Here is a 24,980-nt window from a genome sequence, read left to right as displayed (position 1 = left end):
ACACTCCCCATCACATACCTCAGTTGATCTTACTCGCCAGCTCCCATGTATACTCTCTGATTTTGCTGGCAGGCTTCCCACAAAAGACAACATCTATTCCCCATTTTTGTGCCCACACAAAACCGTCGTCTGGCCCCAGTCCAATACTGAGAAAATCGGGAAAGTTCTGATGGGCAGGCGCTGTATTTCCATCCATATTCGCTTTCAAAATTTTAGCCAGTCGTTCCGCCTGTGAAATGGCTTCTTTACAGCTCATACCTGCGGCCATACCACTATTTGAATCCACTGCATGAACGCAGTCTCCAATCCCATAAATATCTTCGCTGCCAACAAGGCGATACCAGGGATCGACTTTTATTTTCCCGTCGTCAGTGAGGGGAACATCCAATACAGAAAGACTGGGACAAGGCTTTAATCCGACAGTCCAAATACAAAAATCTGCATCCAGTTTGGATCCATCAGTTAAACATACTTCACCATCAGCGAATTTTTCAGCCACTGCATTATGGATTATTTGGATTCCGTGTTCTTTAAGCCTTCTTTCAAGCCTTGAACTGACTTTTACTGGAGCTTCCTCCAATAATCTCTGCGAAGCGTTAATAAGAACTAATTCTATATTCTTAGATATTCTCCTTTTTACCGTTTCATCTTTGAGCCATGAATTTACTTCTGCTGCGGTTTCAATACCTGTAATTCCGCTTCCCGCAATCGCCAGGCGAATATTGCTATTGGGCGAATCTGTAATTTTTAATAGCTGTTGCCGAATTTCCCGGGCATTTTCCAGGCTAACGAGCGGTACGCCTCCACGGTCAGGATCATCATTACGAAGTACACTTCCCAGAGCAAGTACCAATTGGTCGTATCCCTGCTGAAATGGCGTTCCGTCAATCCCAGAAATGAGGAGGGTTTTCGCTTCAGGATTGAGACCAATAAGTTCCCCCTGGATAAAATGAATATTTCCGCAATACTGTTTAAGCGGGATACGTAGTTTCGAGACATCTTCGTTAACAATCCCTTTAAATAACTTTACCTTCTTAAAATGATAGTCATTTTTATCAACCAATATCACCCTGATTTTTTTATTCAACTCTTTCTTAAGTGCAGCTATCAAATTTATTCCTGCGTATCCCCCTCCAATAATCACAATCGTTCTCAGCTTAGTCATTGTCCTTTCCTCCCTTGGTCGTTGTACTTTCATAACGATTAATGGAGCCATTTTGTGACCACTTCATCTACTTTTTAAAAATTTTTTAAAAAAATTCACCCAAAAGTGATCCATCCTGAATTTTCTCCCGTTAGCATAGTGAAAACAAAAACAAAGGAGAGATTTCAAAATGAATTTTAAAAAAGCAGCGATTGCCGTACCACTTAGCCTATCCCTCTTATTGCCTGTTGCAGCAAACTCAGCTTCAGCACACGATCATGCAAAACCTACAGTATCAAATTCAGCAGTTGATTTAAGAGCTACCCTTGACCAACTCCTTAGCGAACATGTTTATTTAGCAGTTGATACGATGAGAAAAGGTGTCGATGGCACGAAAGATTTTGAACAATCCGCCGCTGCCCTTCAAGGAAACACTGAAGATTTAAGCGCTGCGATTGCATCTGTATATGGAGATGAAGCAGGTGCGAAATTCAAGGATATGTGGTCTGCTCACATTGGTTTCTTTGTCGACTATGTCAAAGGAACTGCGGGGAATGACGAAGCAGCAAAGAAAGCCGCCCTAGATGAACTGGCGCAATACAAAGAAGACTTCTCTAATTTCCTTTCCACCGCAACAGAAAAACGCCTTGAAGCGGATGCCCTTGCTGATGGATTGCAAATGCACGTCGATCAGCTGGTCGGAGCCTTCAATGCTTATGTCGAAGGCGATTATGAAAAAGCGTATGAATACGAACGTGAAGCGATCCATCATATGTACATGGTGAGCAAAGGCCTGTCCAATGCGATCGTCATGCAGTTCCCGGATAAATTTGAAAACCACAAGGCCGTCACTCCGGCAGCTGATTTACGATCAGACTTAAACTATCTATTGTCCGAGCATGCAGGTCTGGCCGTTACAGCGATGCAAAATGGCATTGATGGTTCAAAGGACTTTGAAGCATCAGCCGCGGCTCTTTCTGCCAATACCGATGACTTGAGTGCTGCGATTGCATCTGTATATGGCGACGAAGCTGGCGCGCAATTCAAACAGATGTGGGCTGCCCATATTGGCAACTTTGTTGATTATGTAAAAGCGACCGGCGCAAACGATGAAGAAGGCAAAAAAGCAGCCCTTGCCGCTCTTGCCCAGTATAAAACTGAATTCTCGAAGTTCCTCGAAACAGCCACAGATGGCAGACTTCCTGCAGATGCCCTGGCAGAAGGATTGCAAATGCATGTGGATCAGTTGATCAAAGCTTTCGATACCTACACAGCTGAAGATTATGCAAGCACCTACCCTGCAGTAAGGGAAGCTTATGGACATATGTTTGGAACATCAAAAGGTCTTTCAGGAGCAATCGTAGACCAATTCCCTGACAAGTTCAACGCTGAAATGCCAAGCGAAATGCCAAAGACTGGTTTGGGCGGTACCGCTTCACAAGGACTTCCGTTTGAGGCGATTCTGATTTCAGCCATTCTAGCGTTAGTCGCTGCAGGATTCGTAACAATTCGCCGTCTGGCTGCTGACAAAAAATAATAAGCCAGATTGAGAGAAGGCACTGTCCCTTCTCTCTTCTGTCTTTTTACTGAGGTGATCCACTTGAAAAAACTCTATGTAATGATTGCTGCAATGATACTGGCGGGCTGCTCAAGCCAGTCGGGTGCTGAAACGGCAGAAGGAACCCAGGCTCCTAATAATCAGGAGCAAACGGCTTCTGTAGCTGCTCCTTCCTCAGAATCCAAGATTGAAATCATTAAAGATAATCGGACAGGAATCATCCCTGCGACAATTGAAATTCCTGCGATCAATGTCAAAACCAGGATTGAACAAGTAGGCACCTTGAAGGACGGTCGCATGGATGTTCCGAAAGATCCTGACAATGTTGGCTGGTATGAGCCCGGTACATTACCTGGAGCTCCAGGAAATGCAGTCCTCGCAGGACATGTAGACGATCTGACGAGCCCTGCTATTTTCTATGACCTTCACAAACTGAAAAATGGCGACAAAATCATGTTAACGGACACTGATGGCCAGACACTGACCTTCGAAGTCTACGACCAAAAAACCTTTCCGCGTCTGGATGCACCAATTGAAGATATTTTCGGCTTCACATTTGCAAGCACCCTCAACCTGATTACCTGCAGCGGTGACTATGACCCCGAAACAACCGAACGGGCTGAACGGACCGTAATATATACCAAATTGGTTGAAGAAAAGAAGGATAGTCTCTGATGCATAAAACTGCTTTTTGAAGCCAAAGTTAGTTCGGCTTTAAAATAAAAATATTGAACTAACCATGCCCTTCTCACAAGATTCACTCTAGAATCAGCAAGCAATTCGGCGAGTAAATTAGCCAAGAAAAATGCTTGGAGAAACTCCAGGCATTTTTTATATACTCCCATCACCGAACGCATCACACCCATTTTAGTTTCACCCTTCGCCCCTCTCTTTCTTTTTTTCGAAAAAAAAAGCACTAAGCAGTCATGCTTAGTGCTTTTCCCTTATTTCTTAAAAATCCCGAACGGCTTGCCAATTGGCAGGACAACTCTTCCAAAGTGGGTGTTCAGCACATTTGCTGCTGAGCCGTAGAATGAAAGAATCGCAATTCCCAGTTCAGCTACGGCTGCCAGCATATGCGACGCCTCATGGAAGATATCAAATGAACTTAATGATAGTCCAATAAATAAGAAGTCGATCAATACGAAAATGAAGAATAAGACTTTATTCGTTTCCAGGGCTCCAATCGTCATGAAGACACTGAAAATCAAATAGCCGATGAAGGCCATTCCCAATTGCTTCACATCGCCGTCAGCTGCAAGGCTTTCTCCGAAAAATCCGAGTTGAATCAGCCAGGAAGTTCCAACACCGAACCAGAAGAGTCCGAACGCGCCGAAAGCTGTCATTCCAAATATATTATTATGCTTGCCATCAAGAATCGCAGCATAAAGCTGTGCTAGTCCACCAAGGAAAATTGCCCAAGGGATGATGAGTGATACGCCATCTGTGAATCCAAGTTTCTGGGACGACGCAACTAATGTAACCATGGCTAGTCCAAACAAACCTAGCGCTGATGGATCCGCTGTTGTAATTTTAATCTGTGTTTGATTTTGAGTATCCATTTCTGCCTCCTATAAATAAATGCGCAAACGCCTTGGTCTGCCCCGACAGGCGCTGGAGCTAGACAATTTTCAAGGCGAGTTGCCTACTTTCTACATTTCAAAAAACATACTTTTGTACTTTACAGGATTCAAGTGTACGAGTCAATATGATTTATTTGTCATTTGAAACAAATCGAGGAACTCTAGCGAATGTGAATGGGCTCAGCTTGGTACAACAACTGAAAAAGAGACGGATTATGTTATATCCGCCTCCTTTGATTACTTCTACCAGCTTGTTCGCAAGATGAAAACGAAGATAACCCTAAAAATCCAATTCAACAACTATACTGAGTCCTAACAGAAAGTTCCAGGATGTTTATTTTACAGAGCTAATTATCCTGCTTATGATACACTCCAACCAGCCGTCTTCGGTTCTCTCTCTTGATCAGCTGCCACATCGGGATATATGTGATACTGAAAACAATCAGTGCCCCAACTTCAAGGTTCAGATAATACATGATGCCGCTGCCAAAGAAAGATAGGATTGTCTTGGCTTCTGTCGGACTCGCCAAATAGAAGAAGTTCGTATCAAACAGGAAATTGAAAATGAAGATGGGAACGGCAATAATGTTCACGACAAGATAAGTGAATAGAATGGCTTTGCGGGGAACTCTGTAGTCTTCGAAAAGGATGAAATATAATGCGGCAATCGGAATGGCTGAGTGGTTGAGGAAGTATTCAATATAGTCGAAATGAGGAAAGGTGTAAGACATTTCAGGTGTAACCATGGCTAAAACTGCTGGCAAGGTGCCAATGAAGTAAAGTACATAAAATCCTTTCACACTCTTTCTTAAAAACAAGTACATCGCCAGAAAGGAGCTGAGCGAACACATGTGTAAAGGAAGGTCACCGATTTGCCATTGCCCGGTCAGGATGAGCCATAACTGATGAGAAACCTGGCACGCCACCAGAGTCCAAAATATGATCCATTTCAAAACATTTTTGTGCGGCCTGATTTGGTTTCGTAATAGCACCAACCCAAGACAAACACCAAAGAAAAGTCCCAGGGTAACCAGGTGCTCAGCAGAAAGCAATTCAAACCCCTGCATTCCCGTAACAGAAAACATGATGTCATCACCTCGCTGTACATTTAAAATGCTGTTAACTATAAATGTATGCGCGAGAACATTGGTTGAACACAGGTTTTCGTCCAAAAACAGGAGAGGCAGTATACAAAAAAAAGCACAGGGTACGTCCCCATGCTTCACTTCTGTCTCAGATACAAAGGCAATGTAAAAGTAAATTCGCTGCCTTTTCCTGGCTGGCTTTCAGCGTGAATCTCTCCACCGTGCGCTTCGACGATATATTTGACGATCGCAAGACCCAGCCCGGTACCGCCTGATTCCCTTGAACGCGACTTTTCACCGCGGAAAAATGGATTGAATATGAATGGCAGATCTTCTTCTGCAATTCCTTGTCCATTATCCTTAATGCTGATTTGAAGATATCCGCCCTGGTTGTCTACTTTCAACAGGATATTCGTCCCGCCGTACTTGACTGCATTATCAACCAAGTTCGCCATAACTTGCTTTATTCTGCCGCTATCTATTTTCAGACTGACAGCCGGAATTGGCTCAGCAAGCACGAGTTCTACCCCCTGATAGTCCAATTGCGCATTATGAAAAGCCTCCTGGAAAAACTCGCGACTGTTCACAAGATTCTTATCAATTGAGAGCTGCTCGAGCTCAAACTTCGAGAACTCAAACAAGTCTTCAATCAGCCTGTCCAGCTGGTTTGTCTTTGATTTGATGACTGAATAATACTTCTTCTGCATTTCCTCATTCTTGGCAATGCCGTCTTCCAATCCTTCCACATAGCCCTTGATCGAGGCAAGCGGTGTCCTTAAGTCATGGGAGATGCTCGCGATCAATTGCTTACGAGCCCGTTCATATTGCTGCTGCTGCTCAATCGATTTTTTTAAGTGGTCACGCATCAAGTCAAAGCCATGGATGAACCTGCCGATTTCATCCTGCTTTCCATACCTGATCTTATAATCCAAATTCCCCTCAATCACTTCTTCTGTCGCCTGATATATTTCCTTCAAAGGCTGGAGAATCGTCTTGGAAATATACCATGTCCATAGTAAAATCAGCGCAAGCAGTACCGCCAGGCCAATCCCAATCGCTCCCAGGATGGCATAAATCATTTCTTTGAACTGACTAAATGGAGGAACGGTGAGAGAATGAGCCTGGATTTCCGCAGACAACTCGCCTTGCTCCTGTGTCAGCACGTCAACATTAAGCTTTCCCAACCGGTCCAGCCATATGGATTCTTCCTGCCTTTTTTGATACCCCGAAGAGTTGAATAAAGTCTCCCCCTCTGAGGAATAAACAGTCAATCCAATCTGGTATTTTTGCATCAACGGCCTCACGTTTTCGTAAAAAAGATCTGGATCCTCAAGGTACTGAGCATTCTCATTAATCGTTGTCTTAACCTCTGACAATAGCAAGTCGAGTTCATCTTCGCTCTTGCCTGCCCGCTCTTCCATACCTGCCGAATAAAAGGTCATGAACAAAATCGCTGCCGCAATCGGCAAAATGATAATGCTGACAAAAGCGAGGATCAATCGCGGTTTCAGCCCCCATCTCATTGGCTGCCACCATCGAACTTATAACCGATTCCCCAGACAGTTTTGATAAACCGTGGTTCTGACGGGTTAACTTCCATTTTCTCGCGAAGCTTCCTAACATAAACGGTGATCGTGTTACTATCGCCGACATGCTTATAGCCCCAAACGTTTTCGAGCAGCTGTTCTTTTGTAAACACCTGTCCTTTATTGGCTGCCATGAAGGCGAGCAGCTGGAACTCTTTTGCGGAAAGTTCGATCAGCCTTCCTTCCGCATGTACGGTATATTCTTTCAAATTAATTTCAAGTCCAGGATATCTAATCTTATTTTCAGTTTCCTTCGGGACTGACAAGTGCTTAAACCGTCTTAGCTGGGCTTTAATCCTGGCGACAAGCTCCCCCGGACTGAACGGTTTAGTGACATAATCATCGGCACCAATTCCGAGACCGATAATCTTGTCGGTATCACTTTTCTTTGCGCTCATGATGATAATCGGAATGTTCGACTCCGCCCTGATTCTGCGGCAAAGCTCGATTCCGTCCATTTTTGGCAGCATGACATCGAGCACTGCCACCGTGGGCCGATGTTCAATAAATTGATTCAATCCGTCAAGCCCATCGAAAGCCAGAATACTGCGGTATCCTTCCGCTTCCAGATAATCACTGACAAGCTCGGCAATTTCCCGTTCATCTTCAACAATTAAAATCAAATCTTCTTCCATGATGGGTACCGTCCTATTTTTAAAATGGCTGTTTTCGTAAAGATTGTTGTTAAAATCCTAAAGCCGATTTTAACGTGAAAGTATCTATTTTGTAGTTCGGTATTAAGTGTGCAAGCTCTTTTCTCCTAATAATTTTTAATAATGTGAAGAAACATAGGTTATTTAATCCTATTTTGTAGTCAATAGCAACAAAGTTTGAGAAAAGAGCCTTAAAAATAAAGGAAACCACAAATGCGGTTTCCTCTTTCATAACATAGTCAAGCTTAAGCTGCAACGTCACGCTTGTTAAAAATGAACAGTGATAGAAAAGCAAACAGCCCGAAATAAATCAGCAGCATCACGATCGAGAATGTCATTGTCATTCCTTCAACCAGCGGTGTCCCCGTTGTGTACTGTTGAAGGTCCGTGTTGGCAAATAGGATGTATTTTACCCAGTCGTACTGGCTTAAAAGCTGGACAATCTGCGGGCCCGTGAACATTAGGAACAAAGAGATCCCGATGGCGAGCGAGCTGCTGCGGAATACAGTCGAAATCATGAAAGCCAGAGTGACCATCATAATCAAATCAATGCTCCTGAATCCAAACAGCTCAATGATGTGTGTGACCATATTCTGCTGTACAACCCTGCCATTGCTATAAGAAAGATACGGAGTTTCCGCCCCGGTGAATCCGAAAAAGATCATGCCAAACAGGAAAGAAGTGCTGAATAATAAAACAAGCATCAAAACTGCGAACAACAAGGTCGAAGCATACTTGGCAAGAAGCACCTTCGTTCTGCTCACAGGTCGAATCAGCAGCAGCTTCACTGTCCCCCAGGAAAATTCACTTGCTACCATCCCCGCAGCAATCACAATTGTAAACAAGGCCGCAATCCCGGTGAATGTCGTCGCATCAACCATATAGCCCCAAAGTGAATCCCGTTCCATTGGCGCCAGATCATGTTCAACCCGGTATTCATTCAGGGCAATTCTTTCTTTTAACAATCGCTTTTGCGCTTCAAGCATCGGTGCTGTTTCCAGACTCTCAGTCAATTGCGCATTTTCAGCGGTCAGCTGTGACTTCCAGTCAGCATTGCTGCCAGGGTCCAGGACAAACTTTGTAAAAGCGCCAACAAGGGCAACGACGAGTACGAGGATTCCAATCATCACCCATGTTCCCATGCGTTTATAAATTTTTACGTTTTCATTATGAATCAGTCTGAAAAAATGGCTCATTTAGTTCCCTCCGTCATTTCCAGGAATTTTTCCTCCAGCGTACTATTTTCCGAAGAAACCTGATAAATCTCAAATTCATTTTCCGCAAGCACCTTTACCAGGGATGGAACTTTCTCACGGCTGGCTGAAACAAACAGCTTAGCTCCATTCACCTTTGGATTGAGCTCAGGAAACGTCTGTTCAACAAACTCCCTGGCTTTTTCAATCGGTTCAATTTCAAGTACCGTATTCACCTTTTCTCCGACAAAGTCTCCGACTGTTTCCACGCTGACCAGATGTCCATCCTGGATAATGCCAATCCGGTCACACATTAGCTGCATTTCCGAAAGCATATGGCTGGATACAAAGACGGCGATCCCTTCTTCATGGGCGATCTTTCGGATATAAGTGCGGATTTCCCTGATTCCAGCAGGATCAAGGCCATTTGTCGGCTCATCGAGGATGAGTAAAGCTGGCGAATGCAATAGCGCCTGTGCCAGTCCAAGCCTCTGCCTCATTCCCAGTGAATAGCCCTTAACCTTTTCATGAATCCTTTTTTCCAGCCCTACCAGCTTCACGATTTCATCGATTCTTTCCTTTTTCACAGGATCCGGCAGCATCCGCGCGTATTGCAGCAAATTATCATAACCAGAGAGGAACTTGTACATCTCAGGGTTTTCAATGATCCCGCCTACATGCGAAATTGCCTTTTCAAAGTTCTTCTCGATGCTAAATCCATTGATTAGCACTTCGCCTTCCGTAATGCCCATCAACCCAACCATCATCCGGATCGTCGTCGTCTTCCCCGCACCGTTAGGCCCAAGAAACCCAAACACCTCACCCGGAAAAACATCCATGCTGATCCCATGGATGATCGTTTTATCTCCAATCACTTTCTTTAAATTCTTTATCTCAACAATCGGTTTTTTCATAGATCATTGCCTCCCTTTCACAAACTCTATTCTGTCAGCGAATCCCTAAAATGCTCTTATGAAATTATTAATAAAGTATTAAAATGAGCAATAGCACAAAAAAAGAGAGCGACCATTTGGTCATTCTCTATCATTTACTTTCACAGATGTTTTTAAAAATCTAAACCCACACTTCTTTATAATCCTCAATATATTGCCTGATATCGGATGGCTTCCTTCCCGTTACCTTTTCAAAATCATTATTTATGCCTTTTGCAAGACCCAGCTTAGTAGGAATATGAATGCCGGCAACGACATTGATAAAGCTTTCATCGTTACCTTTGGAAGTCATGTAATTTTTGAATGCTTTCACTGAAGGATTCGAATACTCAACCTTAATATTCATCACTTCGGACATGATCCTGGCAACTTCATAAAAATCGAGTGCTTCTTTTCCGGTAATGACATAATTCTTATTTTTGTACTCTTCTGGGTTGCTCAGGGCAATCGCAGCCACTTCGGCAATATCCCTGGCATCAACAAAGCTGGTCTTGCCCTTGCCGGCCGGGACAAAAATCCGTTTATGTTCTTTCAATTCTTCATATAAAAAGTCTTTTAAATTTTGCATGAAATAGCCCGCGCGCAAAAATGTATACGGAATTCCTGCCTTCTTTATTAATTTTTCATTTTTATAATGGTGGATGAAGGGCATATACTGAACGTCCTTTACTGATAGGTAGACGATGTGGCTGACGCCTTTCTCCACAGCCTGAGTGACAAAGGTTTCAAACTCCATTCGGTCTCCGGGCGGATACATCAGGAAGATTCCGGTTATACCATCCAAAGCCTTATTGAACGTATCTGATTTTGAAAAATCAAGAGCGACAAATTCAAACTTTGATTCATGACGGTCCCTTGCCTGTTCCACATTTCTGACAGCACATTTCAGAGGAATTTGTTTTTCCTTTAATTTCTCCGCCACCTCATAGCCTGCCTTACCGTTAAAGCCAGTCACCAATATTGTCATTTTCCTCATTCCTTTTCGTTTTTGTAGACCAGTCTATATAATATTTTCAAAAAAACAACCAGCACTACTTACTTCAATAGTGCCGGTATATTTTTAGCTGCCAGTAAAAGGGGTTCGTTGTTCCCTTTTGTAAAAGATAGCAGAAACGCTCCTTCAATCATGCTGTTAATGACGACTCCAAGCTCCCTTGCTCTGCTTTCATCAAAGCCTGATTGAAGCAACTTTTCGGTAAACACCTGCTGAAAACTCTCATAGCCGCTTTGGCATGCTTCCCTGATCGGTTCGTTGAAAAGCGCGGTCTCAAGTGCAACAGCGGCAATTGGAACTCCCTCTTGGCTGTCATCATTCTGGTATTGTTCTGCCATTTTTTCGATAAAACCTTGAATCGCTTCAATGGCGTCAGTTTTTTGATCAAGCCCCTGTTTAATGCGCTCCCTTACATGCTCGGCAGTCATTCGAACAGACTCCACCGCAAGCTGCTCCTTTCCATCAGGAAAATAATAATATAAAGAACCCTTCGGTGCGCCACTTTCCTTCAAAATATGATTCAAACCAGTTCCATGGTAACCCTGAAGCTGGAATAACCGCGAGGCAGCACTGATTAATCTATCCCTTGAAGTTTCCTTCATCTTCATTCACCCCTCTCTATCATTTTATAACAATCGGTCTACATATAACACTAGCTACACAGACAGGATTATGTCAATTTTGGGAATCTCAACGCGACCTTATATACGATAAATGGAATACACTGAAAAACTGACAAGGTAACTCCACTTTGCAAAAAAAGCAAAGAAAGCGGTACACAAATCCGCAAATACCAAACGAAGCATAAGGCAATTCCCTGAGTTTCACTTCGATACAAATGAGAAGCATAAGGCACTTCCCTGAGTTCACCTTCAACACAAAGAAAAGTAAGGCACCTCCCTGAGTTCCCCTTCAACACAAAGAAAAACACAAGGCACCTTCCTGAGTCCCCATTCAACACAAAGAAAAGCACGGGGTACGTCCCCGTGCTTCAGCTTTTAACCTAAAACAAACCTCACTTCAACATCTTCCACAAACCCCAATTCACTGCAAACATCAAAATCGCGTATCCGGCCACGCCGAAGGGCAATTTCAATGCTAAAAAGTGAAGTCCCACAAAGACAGGGATGACGAGGAAAAGCAGAAATACCTTGATGTCGCCACTCTGCTGGACAGCGTCGAACGGCTGTGAAAAGGCGAGCTCCTTTCCTCCTGCCAGAAAGCACACCGCTGTATAAATCAATGCGGCGAATAATACCGCAGCCAGATCATCCAAAATCCTCAGACCAAACAAAAAGCTGAACATAACCGACACGAGCAGGAACAATGGCAAAAACAGCTGGAACAGAAATGCCTTCAATGCCGCTTTATTGATCAGACCAAGCTGTTTCACTGGTGCGACCTGATAAATCCAGCTTCCTTTATGAGAACCGGAATGCGCGAGCATGATGACTGACGTCGGGATGACCAGCATGATCGAATACATGCTTAAATAGGACCGACTGGCAGCGAATTCCTCAAAACTCATGATCGAATAGCTGTTGAACATGAACACGAACGGAACCACCACGGCAAACCCGAGCGATGGATAGACCTTCAGCTTGAAATCTCGCTCATTTTTCATCATGATCCTCGCGAACCGGAAAAATGGCAGCTCATCTTTGGAAACCAGCATGTGCAAGGAACGGAATACCTTCCATTTGTTGCTGGCTTTTTTCTTGCCAGTTTGGCTCGATAGTTTTTGCAGGTTGCGCTCGAAGTCTGGAATCATCTTCAAATACACAATGATCGATATAACTGGTCCAAGCACGGCCAAAATTGTCAATATCATACTTCCGATGCTTCTGCCGCCTCCAAGCAGCACATCGAACAGACCGCCAAACCACATCGGCGGAAGCAATAGCTGCCACCAGGCAAAATCGATTGTATAATCAAGATTCACCAGTTCAAATGAACGCGCCACCACCTGGTAGCCAATCATCATGCCAACAGTAAGGGCAATCTGCACATAATTGATAATATCCTTAAGCTTTTCACCGTCAAAATACTTCAAAATAAACAGGTACAACAACGCGGTGAATGCAATGATAAAAATGTCCGCCAGCGCGAATGAGACAAGGAATAACAGGGTGAACAGGATGCCCTTGAAAAACAGGCTGACCAACAACGGAATCAACGTTGTTGCCAGGGTAATGTAGAGCATGTAAATCGTCACATGCAGCAGCTTTGCCATGCTTACCGTTTTCGAATTTACTGGTTTTGTAGCAAGGACGCTTTTATCCCGCAAGTCGAGCAAAACGGATGAAAAATCGGAAATCAGCGTCGTCATGATGATGAACATAAAGATGCTGAACAAGATCGACACTTGAAACAAATAATTATCCCGTAAAAATAAGAACGGAATCAGCATCAATCCAAAGAAACCATACATCCACAACGATTTGAAGAATTCATTCTTCTCTGGTTTATCCTTCTTTTTCCTTGACTGGTTGAACACTGTCGGCTTCCGACGCTGATCCATTGTCAGCTTGACCTGGAGAATTCGCCGCATCGTCATGTAATCTACACCCATTTTTAAAAATAAAGGCTTAAAAACATCCAGCAGCCTTAACACGAAAAAATTGTCCATCGTCACCCCTCCTTAACGATGGATACAAATTCAGAGGCACGATCCTGATGCTCATGGAATCCGGTCATCTGATTGAAGATATTCTCAAGAGACCCCTCTTGGCTCTGACTCTTCAATTCTTCAAAACTGCCATTCGCAACGATATGACCGCCATGCAGCAAAACAATCCGGTTGCTGATCTTCTCGACGACGTCCATGATATGGGATGAATAAAAAATCGTCTTCCCTTCACCAGCGAACATGGCGAGAATCTCCTTAAAAACCATCACACTATTTGCATCGAGACCTGTCAGCGGCTCATCGAGGAAAAGCAAATCCGGATTATGCAAGAAACTTGATACAATCAGCGTCTTCTGCCTCATCCCTTTCGAAAAAGAAGAAATCCGGGATTGATAGACCTCTGCCAGTCCGAACACATCGAACAGCTGCTTCGCTTTCCTGTCCGCATCGTCATAATCCATCCCATACAGCTCAGCAACGAACGTCAAATACTCCTGAGCCGTAAGCGAATCATACATTTCAGAAGTCTCGGGAATATAACCGATCCTCCGTTTGTAGCTTTCACCCTGCTTCGCAATATCCTCTCCAAAAATCTCAATCTTCCCAGAATACCCTTCCTCAAGGCCCAGCATCAGTTTTACCGTTGTACTTTTACCAGCGCCGTTTGGACCTATGTATCCGATGATTTCCCCTCTATCAACCTTTAAATCTATCCCTTTCAGCACCTCTTTGCTTCCGTATGATTTAGTCAAACCGGTAATTGATAATACTTCCGAAGACATGACTCTCCCCCTTTTAAAAATGGTTCAAAATACCATATTATCATTCTAACATAGTAGGAAAATACTGGAATGGTATCTGGGGTATTATGTAAATAACCCCCTTATCAATTAAATAAGGGGGCATCCTGCTACACCACTTTTTCGAAAAAAATCTGTACAACAAGCGCCACTGTCATCAACCGCAATATAGGTTTGACATAGCTGGGGTTCAGCTTGCTGGCAATTCTGACGCCAATTTGCGCTCCTGTCACCGAACCCAGCATCAAGGCAATGGTCAGCGGCCAGATAACAGCCCCGGTAGAAATATAGGTAATCGCTGCACCTAAACAGCTCGAAAACGTGGCAAGACGGACATATCCGACTGCCCGGATGTAGGCGATGTTCAAATAACCAAACAAATAAAGCATAAGCGTCCCTTGTCCCGGCCCAAAAAGACCATCATAAATTCCGATTGCATATAAACCTGGAACACTTTTACCAGAAGGCTTTAATGGCTGATCTCCAGACATGCTCCCTTTCCCCAAGAATGAGGCGAAGAAAGCAAAAATTAGCAAGCCAATCGCCACCACATACATGTCTTCACTTGAAATCTTTGAGGCTATGAACCCTCCACTCACCCCGCCAATCAGGCTTACAGGGATAATCCAGAATGATTCCTTAAAAGTTATTTTCTTTTCTCTATAAAGATGGTAAAAGCTCGAGAAGGAGCTGACCGTATTCGAAACCTTATTCGCAGCAATCGCAGAATGGACTGGCATGCCAAGAACAAGCATCGCTGGCAAACTGATCAATCCCCCACCTCCAGCGAGAGTTCCAACCGTCGTCGCAAAAATACCAATGAAAAAGAGAATGATATAATCCATAATTTAACACCTCCTTCATTCATTATATTTGTAAATATGTAATAAGAAAATTTAATAAAATCAATAAATATCGATAAGAATTAGTTATACACCAACAAAAAAAGAGTCAGCAGAATGGTTCTGCTGACTCTACAAATTCCTTAAGGCAGTCTGACACCGCGTGAGCTCACATACAATGAATACCATTCCTCACGGCTGAGACTGATATTGACTGCATCTCCGCACGCTATGATCCTTGCTGGATTGACGGTGCCGATGACAGGCTGGATTGCGGCTGGATGTCTCATCAGCCAGGCAAGCACAATTGCTTCTGGTGTTGTTTGCTTCTCCTCGGCCAACTTCTGCACCATGGCAGCGGTCTGTTTGACACTCTCGCTTTCATTCTCAATATTTTTCCCAGTATAAAGGCCTTTCGCAAGTGAACCCCAAGACTGAACCTGGATCCCTTCCATCTGCATAAACTCCAGCGTCCCATCAGGGAAGGTGTTTTGGCGCGCGGCGTCCTGGTTTACATGGACACCTGTCTCAAGCCAGCCAATTTTATTCAAGCTCATTTCCAGCTGATTGACGATGATTTTTTCATCGGTATGCTTCTGAAGCAAACGAATCTGTCCTGCACTCATATTGGAAACACCAAATGAACGCACCTTGCCGGAGGCTTTTAGCTGATGAAAAGCTTCGCCAACCTCCTCTGGTTCCATTAGAGGATCAGGACGGTGCAGTAACAGGATGTCCAGATAATCGATGCCAAGCCTTGAAAGGATGCCATCCACACTGTCGAGGATGTATGATTTTGAAAAGTCGTACCTTCCGGGCAGGCCAGATGCCTCATCCCCGAAGCGAATGCCGCATTTAGACTGGATGATGATGTTCTCACGAAGGTCAGGCTTTTCTTTTAAAACCTGCCCGAAAACTCTCTCTGCTTTTCCCAAAGTATAAATATCGGCATGGTCAAACATATTGATCCCAGACTCTAACGCGGCTTCCACCGCTTCATGCGCCTGCTTGACATGTTCCAGCTCGATTGGACTGCTGTCCCAGCCTCCGCCAAGACCCATGCATCCAAACACAAGCTGTGAAGCATTCAATCCATTTTCATTAATAGGCAGCTTTTTCAATTCTTCATTCCTCCTTAAAACTCTTTGCAAGACATTCTATCATAGGAAAAGGAAAGACGATAATGTAAGGCCAGAAACCATCTGCACGCAAATCCACCAAGATTAGGCCATATTTAACTTGATTATGTGCCCATAACCTTGAAAATCCACCAAGTTGTGGCACGTAAACGGCATTACTACCTAATAGAGGATTAACTTTTACCAAATCTTCCTTCGAAAAATCACTCCATCCTAATTCCTTTGAATTATCAGTAAAGTCTTATATGATTGAATTACAATATATTCAATTGGAGGGTGTTACGATGGAATTAACGGTTTATTTGGCAGGTCAGATTCACGATGATTGGCGCGATCAGGTGGCACAAAAGGCGAAGGAAAAGAACTTGCCTTTGGTCTTCGTCGGACCGCAGACTAACCATGATCGCTCTGACAATATTGGCGAGGACATCCTTGGAAAGCAACCGGGCAATGTGTATAAGGACGACGCTGCATCTGATATTAACAACTTCAGGACACAGGTTTTAATGCAAAAATCGGATATCGTCATCGCGCTGTTTGGCGAAAAGTACAAGCAATGGAACACAGCGATGGACGCCAGCGCTGCCATCACGATGAACAAACCAACCATCATCGTCAGACCAGAATCCTTGATTCACCCATTGAAAGAACTATCCAATAAAGCGAACGTTACGGTAGAAACCGTTGATCAGGCGTTGGATGTCATCAGTTATATCTATGAATGAAACAGAAGCATAGGGTGCGTCCCTATGCTTTTCCTCCGTGGATGACCGATAATAATGAGAAAGCACTGGATGGTTCTACTGGTTCATACATTCCGTCAAACAAAGGAACCGTCCCGATAAAAATCAAATCTGCTAGTTATTAAATTGCTTCACGTGTTTTCTACTTTCAAAGACCTTTATGGTATGTGCAGAATGATCTCTTTTCATTTCAATAATATAAGTGTTTTCTTCTGTTTTGACTTGATATGTATTACTACCTAAATAGATTATATTGGTTATTTCAGACCTCTCCCCTAAAGCTTCTTCTCTAATATCCGGATCTGCCAGGATACTCTTCACATTCTGCTCTGCGTTAAAATAGTCAATCATGTTATAAGGACTTACAAATAGTAAAATGCTAATAGGAAGGAGCAGACATATACCAATTAAAAGTTTCCCTTTCACCACTCTATCCCCCTTCAATATTCTTTATTCTGGCTAGCCTGTTTATGTTTAAGAGACCCGAATTAATTTTCCAAATAAAAAACTAAGTCAGTTGCAATTGCGTTCATTTTTTTACAATGAAAATGCTGCCCCATGCACAGCAACATCAATTCATTTAACATCTATACATCAAATTCCACCCCATCCACTTTCCATTGATCATTGTATAATTTGTATTTCAGTTTCAAGAATGTTGGGGGCTGACTGGCTCACCGTTTGTATCTTTTAAAAATTCTCTTATATATACAGTATAGGTATTGTTTTCGCTATCGTAATGAAACCCTTGAATTACCCAATCATCCAACTTATGATCATCAGCTGAATATAGCATCCAGTCGACATTATCGTTATTTTTAACAAATAACTTATTGTCTCTTTCCTCCAGCATAAGTTCTTCAGACAGCAGAGATTGCAGGGTTTCTTTGTCACCTGTAGTATGTGCCTTTACGAAATCTCTTGATAGGTTGCTCAATTGTGAGAACAGTTCTCTTTCTTGTTCATTGGTTTCAAGTTGTTTTTCCAGTTCTGATATTTTTTCATTTAACCTATCAATCTCCATTTTATTCTCAGTAAGATCCTGTGTTAGTGTTTCCTTCTCACTCTCGAGCTGATTGACTGTTTCTGTATCATTACAAGCTGTAATGATTGGAATGCAACAAACAATCAATAACAATCCTTTTTTAATCATATTCTTTCCCTCCTCTTCACATTTGTATATTTCTACCAAACTACCATAAAACCCTTCTATAACCGCCATCTCGTTTGCCATCTAAATAAGCTCAAATGCCTGCTCGTACTCTACTACTTTAAAAATCCAGGAATGCTGGAGCTGTGAGTGAGTAAATGGTTGATAGTGATGTCGTTGCCATGAGGAAAATCTTCGATAAGAACACTTAGGTACTGGTCTGTGGAGAGTAGTTCTGTCGAAAAGGTTCTGCCCTTCTGCAGTTAAAATAAAAAAAGAAGGTCTCTCATTTTAAAAAACGAAAGATCCTTCTTATTAATACGGACTTATGATTCTACTCTATTACTGGTATTGAATCTTCAATACTCACATGGACACGGGAGATCCTTCTGTCATCCATTTCAGCAACTGCGAACACAATTCCCTGATATTCAATCTCAGGCCGTTCGTTCGGGCCGGGAATATATCCAAGCTGACCAAGGATAAAACCGCTTAACGTATCATACTCTGCACTTGGAAGTTCTACTTTGAGTATATCCTCTACCTCATACAAATTAAGGGTGCCAGCCATGATAAAGTGGTTTTGATCAATTTGTTCGATATCGTCGACGTCCAGTTCCGGTTCATCATACTCATCAAAGATATTGCCGACGATTTCCTCAATCAGGTCTTCAATGGTCACAATTCCATCCGTTCCGCCGTATTCATCAATGACAACGGCCATATGAATATTGCTCTTCTGCATATCTCTGAACAATTGGTCGAGCCGCATCGATTCCAGGATAAAGCTTGGTTCCCGCAGCATACTTCTCAAATTGAACTCCTGCGGATCAACACCTTCGATGAACGGGATTAAATCCTTCGTATGAAGAATACCAATGATATGATCAATGTCTCCATCGTAAACAGGCATTCTTGTGTATTTTTCCTGGTTGACGATCTTGACCGTCTCTTTCAGGCTGGTGCCAGCTGAAAGAGCGATAATATTAGTCCTGTGTGTCATGATATCAGATACCGTTTTATTATCGAATTCAAAAATATTGTTAATCATAACCTTTTCTGAATCCTGTATGGTTCCTTTTTCCCTGCCGACATCAACCATCATCCGGATCTCTTCCTCTGTCACATGTTCACTCTCCGCATTGGGATCCACCCCGAACAGCCGAACAATTCCATTCGTGGATAACGTCAACAACTTAACGAATGGCGAGGAGATTTTGGACAACACAGTCAAAGGACCAGCGGCAAACATCGCAATCGGTTCAGCTTTCTGAAGCGCAAGCCGCTTTGGGACTAATTCTCCCAGCACGAGTGTAAAATAAGACAACACCAGTGTAATCGTGATGACAGAAATCAATTCAAGCATCCCTTGTGAAAGTGGGACGCCCATTTCGTTCAAGAATACTGCCATCCTGCCAGCAAAGCTTTCAGCTGCGAACGCACTCGCCAGGAAGCCTGCTAGAGTAATACCAATCTGGATGGTGGCCAAAAACCGGCTTGGTTCGGCAGTTAGATTATACAGCATTTTCGCTTTTCGATTCCCACTGTCTGCCATCAATTTTATTTTATTATCATTCAACGAAATTAACGCAATCTCTGATGCGGCAAAAAAAGCATTCAGTACAATCAGGATCAATAACACCACTATCTCGATTCCCAAAAGGGATCAACCTCCAAATTTTTCATTTCTTTAATTGTATCAAAGATTTTCAAACCATTGCCAATGGAAGCATCCTACATCAGCGGAAACACCCCAAGTAAGATTTCAATTCATTCCTTCTGGTAAAAGAAGTCAGTGTTTTTATGATACTCAATTGCCTGGATGACATACTTCGTTAAAAGGTCCTTGCACATTCAAGGTATGTTATTACGCACTCTGCGCTTGCTCTTTTTCCTTCGTCAGGAACCAGCCAGCTGCTGCTATCCCAATGAGTACGGTGTAGAAGAACAGCTTCCATTCAACTGAATGAGCGAAATCATACGGTAAAATCCCAATATCAGGATGCCCCAGTGTCAACACCGAAAGCTTAACGCCTACCCAGCCGACGATTGCAAATGCAGCAATTTCGAGGCCTGGCCTTGAATGAAGCAGTTTAACAAACAGATTGGCTGCGAATCGCATGATGATCAGGCCCATTAACCCTCCCGTAAAAATGACAAGGAATTTGCCGCCATCCATTCCGCCTATCTTGGGCAGATTGGTGTTCGGAAGAGTCATCGCCAGGGCTACAGCTGCAAGAATTGAATCAACCGCAAACGCGATATCTGCCAGCTCTACCTTAAAAACAGTTGCCCAGAAACCAGATTTCTTTTTCTCAGCAGCATTGTTTTCATTTTCTACTTTCTTAAAATAAAGCTTCCTGACTATGTGGTTAATGGCGATAAACAACAGGTATAGTGCTCCGATTGCCTGTACCTGCCAGACATCGACCAGGAAAGAAATGATGAATAGTGAAGCAAATCGAAAAACAAATGCTCCTGCCAAACCATAAAATAGTGCCTTTTTCCGCTCTTCTTCCGGAAGATGCTTTACCATAATCGCCAATACTAATGCATTGTCAGCTGCGAGCAATCCTTCAAGAGCGATTAATAGCAGTAATACCCAACCGTATTCAAATAAAATCGACAGTTCCAATTAGTTATTTCCTCCTTTTAAAATCTGTATTTTTAAGATGCATTCCCGGTTTTTTTGTCCAAACGTCTAGCTTCAAGCCGCTCCTCGATCTTTTCAAGCTGCCTTTGGTCCTCCATAAGCTCAAGCCTATTGGCCTTCATCAATTCCTCAAAAGACACTTTCTTCTTTTTCACCTTTTCCAGCTCCTTTTCGCTATTTTTATATTATTGAAAGTTCCCATTCGTCTGCGGCCGGTCTGAACATAGAAAAAGACCTTTACCAGACATGGTAAAGGTCTTTAAAACATAAAAAGACCTTTACCAAAAAGGTAAAGGTCTTGCTAACAACGACAACGTTGCCAACAAAGCCGGGAGATACGTGACCTCCGAAATGACGACTCTGTTGTAAAAGCTACTCCCCTTTAGGAGAACTATTCAAATAATTAAATACAATATAATTCATTCCTAGCCATTCTGTCAATAAGCAATGTGAAAGAACCATATGCTTCTTCCACTCTTGGACCTGTGAATCCAGGCCCACTGTGTTAAAATCAAAATAAATTCTTTTCGGGGGTTTAGAATGCAAACCGAATCAACAAATAAAAAACCTTTACGATATAAAATTGGAATGTTCCTTATTATTTCATCCTTCATTATATGGGTGACTCCACTTGGCATTCCTTTTCTACCGATATCCAGTAAAATGAAGGTCATCAGTATCACAAGCAGCCTGGTACTTGCTGAAATTACCTTCTGGCTTGGAGCAATTATGGTCGGAAAAGAAGTCGCAGGTAAAATCAGAAAGTACTTTAACCCTAAAAATTGGAGAAAAAAACACGTAGAAAAACAAGAGGATAAAAACGAAGCATAGGGACGTACCCTGTGCTTCATTTTGAGTCAGTTCCTTATTTGCGTCTAACCGGAATCCATATTTCACTCCGATACTTCGGTGAGGTCATATCCTTATTTTCATTCCACAGGATTTCCGTGCCTTCTACTTGTTCATAACTTGAGGACGGGAACCATTCGGAATAAATCCGCCCCCAAACATTTTGGAGAGTCTCAGGGAATGGGCCGACTGCTTCAAACACCGCCCATGTCGATGAAGCAACATCAAGTGAAGCTAAATGCTCCGGACACTCCTTCGTTGTCGCAGCGCCAATATAATGATCCAGGTCTCCTTTCCCCTCCATCCGGCCCTCGGAAAAATTTGTAGACGCACTGATTAATCCGTTAGGCTCAATATTCGAAAGGTCCTTCAGTTCCTGTATTTTCTCCATATTCAAGCTGTTCCACATCTCGGCAATCTCCGGGTTCACTCCATGATAAATTAGCGGCACTCTTTTCGTGATGCCGACAATGCGGAATGCTTCCTTCTCGACGATTCGATAATTCATTTCTGATCCTCCCTTTATTGATAACTGGAAGGTCATCGGCGGATAGGCTTTTAAGGATTGACCATGATTCCTGGCCTCCGACGGAGTAATCCCATGCAAAACTTGAAACGCCCTGGCAAAAGAGTCCGGAGAAGAGTAGCCATACTTCATCGCAACATCGATCACCTTCATATTGCTGGCCTTCAAGTCAAACGCAGCTAAAGTAAGCTTCCTTCTGCGGATATATTCCGAGAGCGAAACACCAGCTAGAAAAGAGAACATCCTTTTAAAATGATATTCTGAACAATAAGCTCGCTTTGCCACTTCCCGAAAATCAATCTCATCAGCAAGGTTTTCTTCAATATACTTCATGGCCTCATTCATGCTCTGCAGCAAATCCATACAACGACCTCCTTCTACGTTAAAAATAACAGGACCAAAACCACCCCGCCCTACAGTTCACGCACCGCTTTTGCAGGGTGGATTGGGACAAAACAATAGGAGGCGACCCATGCTTCTGTCCTCAATTTTTATTGGGATGTCCCCGGCTTCTATCTGTTCGCTTTTCTTCATTTTACCAGAAAGAGGATTTCCCATGATTCAACGAAACAGCAGTCATCCCATACACCTTATTTTTTGTCATATTTTACTATATTTTAAAAATTTCCAATGTTAACCTTATAATAGATATGGTTAGGAGGATAAAAATGAATAACTTAGAATTAGCAATTCAAGAACTCCAGACTAAGGTTGATTTTTCAGGAGCGGTCATGCTTCAGAGTGGGGACGGCCATTCCGAAACTGCAAGCTTTGGCTATGCCAATCGGACTGACTTATTAAAAAACAACCTGGAAACTCGTTTTGGAATCGCTTCTGGCTGTAAGCTTTTCACGGCGATCGCCATTTGCCAGCTTGTAGAGGAAGGCAAGCTCAACTTTGATATGAGGCTGAAAGATTGTCTTGATATAGAGTTTCCTAGTTTCAGTAATGAGATTACAATCCATCATTTGCTTACGCATACATCTGGTATAACAGATTACTTTGACGAAGATGTCATGGATGATTTTGAGGAGCTATGGATTAAGAGACCGATGTATCACATCAGGAGACTTAAGGATTTCATCCCTATGTTCCAGAATGAGAAGATGAAATTCACTCCAGGAGAAACCTTTCACTATAATAACGCAGGATATATTTTATTGGGACTGATTGTGGAGCAAGTCTCCGAGATGGAGTTCACTGAATATGTTCAGAAAAAAATCTTTGAAAAAGCTGGAATGAATGATTCTGGATACTTCTCCTTTGACGCTCTTCCAGCAAACACTGCTTTGGGTTATATTGACCTTCCTGACGGGAGCTGGAAAACCAATATCTACTCGCTGCCGGTAAAAGGCGGTTCGGACGGAGGCGCGTACGTCACAGTAGGAGACATGAGCAAACTGTGGAAGGCGCTTTTCGGCCAACTTTTACTAAATGAAGAAACCTTGCACAAACTACTGACTTCCCACGCCCAAGTCAATGAAACAGGCTATTACGGATACGGTGTCTGGATCAAGAAGCAGGATGACCAAATTGTGAAATTCCATGTGATGGGCTATGACCCAGGAGTTAGTTTCCATTCCGCCTATTACCCAGCTTCGCAAGCCATTGCCGTAGTTTGCTCCAACAAATCAAGTGGTGCGTCCGCTATCATGGAGCACATTGAAGATAACTTATGATTAAAGACAAAACAGGGACGATTCCTGTGTTGGAACCGTCCCTGTTTTGTTCACTAATATGATGGCTCTAGGGCTTAATTGCTTAGATCCTATTGCGACCCACACATCTGGTGTTCTTTATCAATCTCTTTCTTTTGCTCTCTGTGTATCTCTAATATTCTTCTGAACTGTGATGGCCGCAAATATACTAAGGACAAATGACATACCATAGAAGCCCTTTTCACTTAAAACAATACTTCCGGCATTGTATAGACCAATCGCCATTAATGAAATAGAGACGATAAGCGCAAACCAGCTAATTCCATAATAAATATTCGTAACGGGTATGTCTTCCTCCCTATCTCTCACTGCCTTTTGCAAGGATACCGCTGCATAGAGTCCGAATACCAATACGGCAAAATAATAGCCTTTTTCGTTCAGTTCCATCCCTGCATTGAATAAACCAATCAGATAACCGGAAACACCAACTAACAGAGCTCCCCAGGAAGCCCCTTTAAATGCCGAAGTAGGCTCCCCTTCTTTCCTCTCAACCTTCACCTTTGGCTTTCTTTCTACATCTTTATCCAATGACACCTCATGCTCATTAGACATCATCTCTCTCCCCCAAATTTAACGAATATATAAAGCACTACATTTTCCTAAATACATTATATATAAGTTGTTTACAAATAATAGATAAAATTGTTATTTTTTCTAAAAACTATTGTTGGAATATGCTCTATTTTTTTAAAAAAAGGAGGGATCTTATGAAGAAAAATTTACAAGCTACAGGAAAGCCAGGTTCTATTATGCAAGCTAATTCAGGAACAGATGCAGAAAAAGTAAAACAGCAAATCCAAAAAGATGTGGCTGCTGGGCAAGGTGCAATGACTTCCAGAGAGGCGGGAGCCATGCGGAATTAAAAACCATTATTAGTGTTTTTTCCATTTAAGGCTAGGCACAAAACTGAAGCATAGGGTACGTCCCTATGCTCCCGTGCTGGATTATGGATTTGGAATTCTGAACATGCATCGAATCGAGCTCGAGGTTTTTGCTTACAACCCACGCGCCATCCATGTGTACGAAAAGCTAGGGTTCAAACAGGAAGAAATTTAGAGAGATTATCTCTATTACAACCACAAATACCATGACTGTATCAAAATGAGTATTCTGGAAGATGAATTCAGAGATTTATATGTAAAATAGATGATGCAATTTAATTGAATGAAATGGTGAGGAGTA

At 42.8% G+C, this 24,980-nt stretch carries 26 protein-coding genes and 1 pseudogene; 7 read left to right on the top strand and 20 right to left on the bottom strand.

Annotation, left to right across the window (positions count from 1 at the left end):
• Nucleotides 1–19 precede the first annotated feature (19 nt).
• Entirely contained in the window at nucleotides 20–1,165 is a 1,146-nt protein-coding gene (locus TY49_RS15425) for an NAD(P)/FAD-dependent oxidoreductase (RefSeq protein ID WP_041966801.1), read from the bottom strand.
• Between the two features lie 169 nt (nucleotides 1,166–1,334).
• Here TY49_RS15425 and TY49_RS15420 point away from each other — a divergent pair, with 169 nt between their 5' ends.
• The gene (locus TY49_RS15420; RefSeq protein WP_041966800.1) at nucleotides 1,335–2,681 is read left to right on the top strand and encodes a hypothetical protein; all 1,347 of its coding nucleotides are present in this window, start codon (nucleotides 1,335–1,337) and stop codon (nucleotides 2,679–2,681) included.
• A gap of 63 nt (nucleotides 2,682–2,744) precedes the next feature.
• Nucleotides 2,745–3,377 carry a class F sortase gene (locus TY49_RS15415; RefSeq protein ID WP_041966799.1) on the top strand — a complete coding sequence of 211 codons (633 nt, stop codon included), beginning with the start codon at nucleotides 2,745–2,747 and terminating at the stop codon, nucleotides 3,375–3,377.
• Nucleotides 3,378–3,646: 269 nt separating this feature from the next.
• Here TY49_RS15415 and TY49_RS15410 read toward each other — a convergent pair whose 3' ends face one another.
• From TY49_RS15410 to TY49_RS15355, 12 genes are all read right to left on the bottom strand, one after another.
• Complete coding sequence (locus tag TY49_RS15410) at nucleotides 3,647–4,264, bottom strand: acetate uptake transporter (RefSeq protein WP_041966798.1); 618 nt, start codon at nucleotides 4,262–4,264, stop codon at nucleotides 3,647–3,649.
• Nucleotides 4,265–4,632: 368 nt separating this feature from the next.
• Nucleotides 4,633–5,370, bottom strand: coding sequence for a YwaF family protein (locus tag TY49_RS15405; protein WP_041966797.1), 738 nt, complete (start codon nucleotides 5,368–5,370; stop codon nucleotides 4,633–4,635).
• A 137-nt stretch (nucleotides 5,371–5,507) separates the two neighbouring features.
• Nucleotides 5,508–6,893 (bottom strand): sensor histidine kinase, encoded by a 1,386-nt coding sequence (locus TY49_RS15400; protein WP_052442202.1) that lies wholly within the window; start codon nucleotides 6,891–6,893, stop codon nucleotides 5,508–5,510.
• Nucleotides 6,890–7,591: a winged helix-turn-helix domain-containing protein gene (locus tag TY49_RS15395; RefSeq protein WP_041966796.1), complete on the bottom strand. Its 702-nt coding sequence runs from the start codon at nucleotides 7,589–7,591 to the stop codon at nucleotides 6,890–6,892. Before TY49_RS15395 ends, TY49_RS15400 begins: the two co-directional genes overlap by 4 nt.
• A 263-nt stretch (nucleotides 7,592–7,854) precedes the next feature.
• Nucleotides 7,855–8,805, bottom strand: a complete 951-nt coding sequence (locus TY49_RS15390; protein WP_041966795.1) for an ABC transporter permease — start codon at nucleotides 8,803–8,805, stop codon at nucleotides 7,855–7,857.
• Nucleotides 8,802–9,716, bottom strand: a complete 915-nt coding sequence (locus TY49_RS15385; RefSeq protein ID WP_041966794.1) for an ABC transporter ATP-binding protein — start codon at nucleotides 9,714–9,716, stop codon at nucleotides 8,802–8,804. The genes TY49_RS15390 and TY49_RS15385 overlap by 4 nt, the downstream gene beginning before the upstream one ends.
• Before the next feature lie 160 nt (nucleotides 9,717–9,876).
• A complete protein-coding gene (locus tag TY49_RS15380) occupies nucleotides 9,877–10,722 on the bottom strand; it encodes an SDR family oxidoreductase (RefSeq protein WP_041966793.1) in 846 nt (281 codons plus the stop codon).
• A 68-nt stretch (nucleotides 10,723–10,790) separates the two neighbouring features.
• Nucleotides 10,791–11,357, bottom strand: coding sequence for a TetR/AcrR family transcriptional regulator (locus tag TY49_RS15375; RefSeq protein ID WP_041966792.1), 567 nt, complete (start codon nucleotides 11,355–11,357; stop codon nucleotides 10,791–10,793).
• Between the two features lie 407 nt (nucleotides 11,358–11,764).
• Nucleotides 11,765–13,378 (bottom strand): hypothetical protein, encoded by a 1,614-nt coding sequence (locus TY49_RS15370; RefSeq protein ID WP_041966791.1) that lies wholly within the window; start codon nucleotides 13,376–13,378, stop codon nucleotides 11,765–11,767.
• A 2-nt stretch (nucleotides 13,379–13,380) separates the two neighbouring features.
• Nucleotides 13,381–14,160, bottom strand: a complete 780-nt coding sequence (locus TY49_RS15365) for an ABC transporter ATP-binding protein (protein WP_041966790.1) — start codon at nucleotides 14,158–14,160, stop codon at nucleotides 13,381–13,383.
• A 128-nt stretch (nucleotides 14,161–14,288) separates the two neighbouring features.
• A complete protein-coding gene (locus TY49_RS15360; RefSeq protein WP_041966789.1) occupies nucleotides 14,289–15,023 on the bottom strand; it encodes a sulfite exporter TauE/SafE family protein in 735 nt (244 codons plus the stop codon).
• 140 nt (nucleotides 15,024–15,163) lie between these two features.
• Entirely contained in the window at nucleotides 15,164–16,141 is a 978-nt protein-coding gene (locus TY49_RS15355; protein ID WP_041966788.1) for an aldo/keto reductase, read from the bottom strand.
• A gap of 302 nt (nucleotides 16,142–16,443) precedes the next feature.
• On the opposite strand from TY49_RS15355, the gene TY49_RS15345 reads away from it, so the two are divergent.
• Nucleotides 16,444–16,884 carry a YtoQ family protein gene (locus TY49_RS15345; RefSeq protein WP_041966786.1) on the top strand — a complete coding sequence of 147 codons (441 nt, stop codon included), beginning with the start codon at nucleotides 16,444–16,446 and terminating at the stop codon, nucleotides 16,882–16,884.
• A gap of 132 nt (nucleotides 16,885–17,016) precedes the next feature.
• Here TY49_RS15345 and TY49_RS15340 read toward each other — a convergent pair whose 3' ends face one another.
• The 5 genes from TY49_RS15340 to TY49_RS24725 all read right to left on the bottom strand — a co-directional run bounded on the left by TY49_RS15340 (nucleotide 17,017) and on the right by TY49_RS24725 (nucleotide 20,860).
• Nucleotides 17,017–17,328, bottom strand: coding sequence for a hypothetical protein (locus TY49_RS15340; RefSeq protein ID WP_041966785.1), 312 nt, complete (start codon nucleotides 17,326–17,328; stop codon nucleotides 17,017–17,019).
• A 223-nt stretch (nucleotides 17,329–17,551) separates the two neighbouring features.
• The gene (locus TY49_RS15335) at nucleotides 17,552–18,055 is read right to left on the bottom strand and encodes a hypothetical protein (RefSeq protein WP_041966784.1); all 504 of its coding nucleotides are present in this window, start codon (nucleotides 18,053–18,055) and stop codon (nucleotides 17,552–17,554) included.
• Between the two features lie 331 nt (nucleotides 18,056–18,386).
• On the bottom strand, nucleotides 18,387–19,712 hold the full coding sequence (locus TY49_RS15330; RefSeq protein WP_041966783.1) for a hemolysin family protein: 1,326 nt from the start codon (nucleotides 19,710–19,712) through the stop codon (nucleotides 18,387–18,389).
• Nucleotides 19,713–19,919: 207 nt separating this feature from the next.
• On the bottom strand, nucleotides 19,920–20,687 hold the full coding sequence (locus TY49_RS15325) for a TerC family protein (protein ID WP_041966782.1): 768 nt from the start codon (nucleotides 20,685–20,687) through the stop codon (nucleotides 19,920–19,922).
• Nucleotides 20,688–20,719: 32 nt separating this feature from the next.
• Complete coding sequence (locus TY49_RS24725; RefSeq protein ID WP_156972701.1) at nucleotides 20,720–20,860, bottom strand: FbpB family small basic protein; 141 nt, start codon at nucleotides 20,858–20,860, stop codon at nucleotides 20,720–20,722.
• Nucleotides 20,861–21,245: 385 nt separating this feature from the next.
• Between TY49_RS24725 and TY49_RS15320 the strand changes: the two genes are divergently transcribed.
• On the top strand, nucleotides 21,246–21,536 hold the full coding sequence (locus TY49_RS15320) for a transporter suffix domain-containing protein (protein ID WP_041966781.1): 291 nt from the start codon (nucleotides 21,246–21,248) through the stop codon (nucleotides 21,534–21,536).
• Nucleotides 21,537–21,570: 34 nt separating this feature from the next.
• Here TY49_RS15320 and TY49_RS15315 read toward each other — a convergent pair whose 3' ends face one another.
• Nucleotides 21,571–22,443 carry an AraC family transcriptional regulator gene (locus TY49_RS15315; protein ID WP_041966780.1) on the bottom strand — a complete coding sequence of 291 codons (873 nt, stop codon included), beginning with the start codon at nucleotides 22,441–22,443 and terminating at the stop codon, nucleotides 21,571–21,573.
• Nucleotides 22,444–22,748: 305 nt separating this feature from the next.
• On the opposite strand from TY49_RS15315, the gene TY49_RS15310 reads away from it, so the two are divergent.
• Nucleotides 22,749–23,759 carry a serine hydrolase domain-containing protein gene (locus TY49_RS15310; RefSeq protein ID WP_084135504.1) on the top strand — a complete coding sequence of 337 codons (1,011 nt, stop codon included), beginning with the start codon at nucleotides 22,749–22,751 and terminating at the stop codon, nucleotides 23,757–23,759.
• 120 nt (nucleotides 23,760–23,879) lie between these two features.
• Here TY49_RS15310 and yiaA read toward each other — a convergent pair whose 3' ends face one another.
• Nucleotides 23,880–24,350, bottom strand: a complete 471-nt coding sequence (gene yiaA, locus TY49_RS15305; protein WP_041966778.1) for an inner membrane protein YiaA — start codon at nucleotides 24,348–24,350, stop codon at nucleotides 23,880–23,882.
• A 155-nt stretch (nucleotides 24,351–24,505) separates the two neighbouring features.
• Between yiaA and TY49_RS25045 the strand changes: the two genes are divergently transcribed.
• Nucleotides 24,506–24,661, top strand: coding sequence for a hypothetical protein (locus TY49_RS25045; RefSeq protein ID WP_198135632.1), 156 nt, complete (start codon nucleotides 24,506–24,508; stop codon nucleotides 24,659–24,661).
• A 73-nt stretch (nucleotides 24,662–24,734) separates the two neighbouring features.
• A pseudogene (locus TY49_RS24320) lies at nucleotides 24,735–24,944 on the top strand (GNAT family N-acetyltransferase); the annotation flags it as partial.
• Nucleotides 24,945–24,980: the final 36 nt, after the last annotated feature.

This window comes from Mesobacillus selenatarsenatis SF-1 (assembly GCF_000813125.1).
Classification (GTDB): Bacteria; Bacillota; Bacilli; order Bacillales; family Cytobacillaceae; genus Mesobacillus; species Mesobacillus selenatarsenatis.
This window is presented reverse-complemented; position numbering and strand designations above follow the sequence as displayed.

Coding starts and splice junctions, on each gene's coding strand:
- TY49_RS15410 (WP_041966798.1), bottom strand. CDS start 4,264: ATGGATACTCAAAATCAAACACAGATTAAAATTACAACAGCGGATCCA.
- yiaA (WP_041966778.1), bottom strand. CDS start 24,350: ATGTCTAATGAGCATGAGGTGTCATTGGATAAAGATGTAGAAAGAAAG.
- TY49_RS15375 (WP_041966792.1), bottom strand. CDS start 11,357: ATGAAGATGAAGGAAACTTCAAGGGATAGATTAATCAGTGCTGCCTCG.
- TY49_RS15370 (WP_041966791.1), bottom strand. CDS start 13,378: ATGGACAATTTTTTCGTGTTAAGGCTGCTGGATGTTTTTAAGCCTTTA.
- TY49_RS15320 (WP_041966781.1), top strand. CDS start 21,246: ATGCAAACCGAATCAACAAATAAAAAACCTTTACGATATAAAATTGGA.
- TY49_RS15310 (WP_084135504.1), top strand. CDS start 22,749: ATGAATAACTTAGAATTAGCAATTCAAGAACTCCAGACTAAGGTTGAT.
- TY49_RS15365 (WP_041966790.1), bottom strand. CDS start 14,160: ATGTCTTCGGAAGTATTATCAATTACCGGTTTGACTAAATCATACGGA.
- TY49_RS15315 (WP_041966780.1), bottom strand. CDS start 22,443: ATGGATTTGCTGCAGAGCATGAATGAGGCCATGAAGTATATTGAAGAA.
- TY49_RS15395 (WP_041966796.1), bottom strand. CDS start 7,591: ATGGAAGAAGATTTGATTTTAATTGTTGAAGATGAACGGGAAATTGCC.
- TY49_RS15335 (WP_041966784.1), bottom strand. CDS start 18,055: ATGATTAAAAAAGGATTGTTATTGATTGTTTGTTGCATTCCAATCATT.
- TY49_RS15405 (WP_041966797.1), bottom strand. CDS start 5,370: ATGTTTTCTGTTACGGGAATGCAGGGGTTTGAATTGCTTTCTGCTGAG.
- TY49_RS15380 (WP_041966793.1), bottom strand. CDS start 10,722: ATGACAATATTGGTGACTGGCTTTAACGGTAAGGCAGGCTATGAGGTG.
- TY49_RS25045 (WP_198135632.1), top strand. CDS start 24,506: ATGAAGAAAAATTTACAAGCTACAGGAAAGCCAGGTTCTATTATGCAA.
- TY49_RS15385 (WP_041966794.1), bottom strand. CDS start 9,716: ATGAAAAAACCGATTGTTGAGATAAAGAATTTAAAGAAAGTGATTGGA.
- TY49_RS15425 (WP_041966801.1), bottom strand. CDS start 1,165: ATGACTAAGCTGAGAACGATTGTGATTATTGGAGGGGGATACGCAGGA.
- TY49_RS15390 (WP_041966795.1), bottom strand. CDS start 8,805: ATGAGCCATTTTTTCAGACTGATTCATAATGAAAACGTAAAAATTTAT.
- TY49_RS15400 (WP_052442202.1), bottom strand. CDS start 6,893: ATGAGATGGGGGCTGAAACCGCGATTGATCCTCGCTTTTGTCAGCATT.
- TY49_RS15345 (WP_041966786.1), top strand. CDS start 16,444: ATGGAATTAACGGTTTATTTGGCAGGTCAGATTCACGATGATTGGCGC.
- TY49_RS15360 (WP_041966789.1), bottom strand. CDS start 15,023: ATGGATTATATCATTCTCTTTTTCATTGGTATTTTTGCGACGACGGTT.
- TY49_RS15420 (WP_041966800.1), top strand. CDS start 1,335: ATGAATTTTAAAAAAGCAGCGATTGCCGTACCACTTAGCCTATCCCTC.